Raw genomic sequence first — 2,838 nt, 5'->3', positions numbered from 1 at the left:
GTTCCGCGTCTTCGCTCAGCTCGATACGTTGTGCCAGGACTGCCAGCACCGGCTGCGGATCGCGCAGGGTGGCCAGCAGCGGCAGGCCGCCGCTGTCCGCGGCGGAGCGGAAGCGTACCCGGTGCAGCAGGCAGGGCGCGCCGGTGACGGCCAGCGGTACGCTGGCCAGGGGAGCGGCGGACATCTTCAGGTCCTCGCCAGGGCCGGCAATTGTGCCGGGCCGAACTCGATCTCCTCGATATCCGGCGGTGCGACGAAGGGTACGCCGTCTTCCAGTACCGGTCCCGGCTGGGCGAGCAGGAAGCGGGTTTCCCGGTCCATCACGAAGCAGGCCTTGAGGTAGTCGCCGTCGAGGTGGTCGAGCCACAGCGGGCCGAGCTTGCGTTCGATGCGTCGGTCGATGTCCTCGGCCTGCCAGTGGTTCGCGTCGAGCCAGTCGGAAGCCAGCAGGAAGCCCCAGGAGGAGAGGAACGAGGGCACCGTGGCGCGGTAGCTGTGGACCTGGGAGAAGACACTGCGCAGGGTACGGGCGAGGGCCGCGTGGGGCTTGTCGTCGCTGTGGGAGAACTCCAGCCCCTGCACCGCGACCACCCCGCCCGGTCGCAGGCGCGAATGCAGCAGCTCGTAGAACTGGCGGGTATAGAGAGCCTGGGCCGGGCCGTTGTCGAGCATGTCGACGACGTCGATGATGACCACGTCATAGAGCGACGGGTCGCGCTCGAGATAGGCCCGGCCGTCCTCGGCGAGCAGTTCGCAGCGTGGGTCGTCGAAGGCGCCCTGGTGCCACTGGAACAGGTGTTCGCGACACAGTTCCACCAGCTCCCGGTCGAGATCGACCATCACCGCCCGCCGCACGCTGGCATGGGACAGCACCTCGCGCAGGGTGGCGCCTTCGCCGCCGCCGATGATCAGTACGTCGCGCGGCTCGTCGTGGGCGAGCATGGCCGGCTGCACCAGCAGCTCGTGGTACAGCGACTCATCGCTCTCGGCGCTCTGGATCGCGCCGTCGAGCATCAGCACGCGGTCGTAGTTGTAGGTGTCGGCGATCAGCACGTTCTGCCAGCGCGTGCGGCCCTGGTAGAGCACCCGGCGCAGGCGGTAGACGTACTGGTCGAAGGGGTCGCTGTCCTCGATCGCGGTGATCGCGCCGTCGCCTTCCAGCAGCGGGTCCGGCGGATAGAAATAGAAGTGGTTCGGCGGCAGCGGCGGCAGCCCGGCGGCGACCTCCGCCGGCACCAGGCCGGTGAGGTCGACGGCGTAACGGGCCTGGCTCAGGTCGGGAGCCAGCGGGGCGCGTTCGATCGGCGTATCCATCAGGCCACCCCCGTGCCCTGGCCCAGCGCCCAGCGCAGGGTCGGGCTGTCTTCGTCGACCGGGCCATTGCCGGCCAGGCTGCGGCTGAGCAGCCCCAGGCGATGGCCGCCGAGGCCGCGGTCCATGCTCGAGATCAGGTGCCGACGGCTGCCCAGGCGTTCGCTGAGCACGCGCACGGCCTGGGCGCCATCGAGCACGTCGCCGCAGGTGAACACGTCGACCGCGGCATAGCCGTACTCCGGCCAGGTATGGATCGCCAGGTGCGATTCGGCGATCACCACCACGCCGGAGATGCCGATCGGGCTGAACTTGTGGAACGCCGAGGTGATGATGGTGGCGTTGGCCTGGCGGGCGGCCTCGAGCATGCTTTCCTCGATCCACTGGATATCGTCGAAGCGCTGGTCGACGCAGTCGAACAGCTCGATGACCAGTTGCTTGCCGAGCACGGTGATCGGATCGAGTCGCAACGGTTGAATTGCCATGAAGGCCTCCTGCTTCCGTTTCGGCGAGGGATGTCCTCGCGGTGGAAGGCACGATAGGCGCGGCTGACTTAAGAGGTGCTTAACGACGGATTTTTTGCCCGCCCCGGCGCGGGCCGACGACGCCGGAGCACCCATTTCGCCTGACGTAGGGTGGATAGCGCCAGCGGCGCTATCCGCCGCTTCTGCGGAGCATGGCCCGGCGGATAACCGCGAGGCGGTTATTCGCCCTACCGGTGAGAGTCTTGACGTAGGGCGAATAGCGCCAGCGGCGCTATCCGCCGTTTCTGCGGAGCATGGCCCGGCGAATAACCGCGAGCGGTTATTCGCCCTACCGAGGCGCGCCCTTCGCCTGCGTTACCCGGTCCACCAGGTAGACCACCCCGCGGTAGTCGATCCCGCCGTGCTCGCTGAGGCCGATCTCGCAGGTACGGCTGGTGGACACGCCTTCCTCGCAGAACTGCACGGCATCCTTCAGGCTGCGCAGGGAGTGAGCGTTCAGTTCCGGCGTGGTGAAGCCCTTGTCGCCGGCGAAGCCGCAGCAGTGGATGCCTTCCGGGATCACCACCTCGCGGGTGCAGCGGCCGACCAGGTCGATCAGCGCCTGGCTCTCGCCGAGGTGCTGGGTGCTGCAGGTGACGTGCACCGCTACCGGTTTGTCCTGCGGGATGAACTCCAGGCGATCGAGCAGGTGACTGCGGATGAACTTCACCGGGTCGTGGATCTGCAGCCGCGGATCGTCCAGACCCTGGACCAGGCGCAGGGTGCAGGGGCTGGTGTCGCAGTAGATCGGGTCGAGGCCGCCGCGGCTGGCCTGGAGCAGGGCGGCGAGCAGTTCGTCGCGCTTGTCGTCGGCCTGCTTCGCATACCCCTTGGACGCGAACGGCTGACCGCAGCAGAGGTTGTCCAGGTTATCCGGGAACACCACCTGGTAGCCGGCTTTTTCCAGCAGACGGCGGGTCTTGTCCAGCAGCGGCTCGCGCTCTTCGTCGCCGAAGGCCGGGCCCATGGCGCGCGAGACGCAGGCGGCGAGATAGACCACCCG

General features: G+C 68.0%; 4 protein-coding genes. All 4 read right to left on the bottom strand.

Annotated features, from left to right (window positions below; all coding sequences use genetic code 11):
- On the bottom strand, positions 1 to 184 hold a 184-nt coding region (locus tag FFS27_RS31230; protein WP_171019269.1), incomplete at its 3' end, for a hypothetical protein.
- A 2-nt stretch (positions 185 to 186) separates the two neighbouring features.
- Complete coding sequence (locus FFS27_RS31225; protein WP_016254383.1) at positions 187 to 1,314, bottom strand: fused MFS/spermidine synthase; 1,128 nt, start codon at positions 1,312 to 1,314, stop codon at positions 187 to 189.
- A complete protein-coding gene (speD, locus tag FFS27_RS31220) occupies positions 1,314 to 1,796 on the bottom strand; it encodes an adenosylmethionine decarboxylase (protein ID WP_003095236.1) in 483 nt (160 codons plus the stop codon). The genes FFS27_RS31225 and speD overlap by 1 nt, the downstream gene beginning before the upstream one ends.
- A gap of 328 nt (positions 1,797 to 2,124) precedes the next feature.
- The coding region (locus FFS27_RS31215; RefSeq protein ID WP_137952476.1) for a (Fe-S)-binding protein at positions 2,125 to 2,838 on the bottom strand (714 nt) is incomplete at its 5' end.

Origin of the sequence: Pseudomonas sp. 2VD, from assembly GCF_005503585.1 — a bacterium.
Lineage (GTDB): Bacteria > Pseudomonadota > Gammaproteobacteria > Pseudomonadales > Pseudomonadaceae > Pseudomonas > Pseudomonas aeruginosa.
This window is presented reverse-complemented; position numbering and strand designations above follow the sequence as displayed.